The following is a 596-nucleotide window of genomic DNA, read 5'->3' as shown; positions in this document are numbered from 1 at the left end:
ACCGGAACCGATAGCGGGACCCTTTTAAATCCTGCGCAGTGGCTTATCGATGCCATCGGCGGCGGAGCGGTTCTTACGCCGGAACAGGCGGCTAAAAACTCGAACGTAGCCGCGTGCGTGTCTATTTTAGCTGACGATATCGGAAAACTTCCGATTCATACGTTTAACAATCAAAAGAAAGACATCGGCATGAAGCACCCGGTTGCCAAACTGTTATATGAGCGGCCGAACCCCTTCATGTCGGCCTTTGTATTTAAGCAAACCATACAAGGGCACATCGGTATCTACGGCAACGGCATTGCCTATATTAAATGGGGGCCTGACGGGTACCCCGTGGCACTGTGGCCGCTGGATCCGGTACGTACGTTTGTACAACTGGATGCCGCTACGGGCACCCTTCATTACCGAACCCAAAACGCACAAGGCGAGGTATACGATTTAAAGCCCGATGAGGTGCTGCACTTTAAAGCCTTTACGCGAGACGGCATTATCGGGATCCCGCCGTGGAAGACGCTTATCGATGAACTTGATAGCCAAAACGCTCTTAAGTCGTTTATTTGTGATTTTTACCGTAACAGTACCTTATCGAGCGGTAT

The 596-nt window shown here is 50.7% G+C and carries 1 protein-coding gene; it reads left to right on the top strand.

The annotated features are described in order from the left end of the window. The coding region (locus tag HMPREF9429_RS01160) for a phage portal protein (RefSeq protein ID WP_006940992.1) at positions 1–596 on the top strand (596 nt) is incomplete at both ends.

Origin of the sequence: Megasphaera micronuciformis F0359 (assembly GCF_000165735.1) — a bacterium.
Taxonomy (GTDB): domain Bacteria; phylum Bacillota; class Negativicutes; order Veillonellales; family Megasphaeraceae; genus Megasphaera; species Megasphaera micronuciformis.
This window is presented reverse-complemented; position numbering and strand designations above follow the sequence as displayed.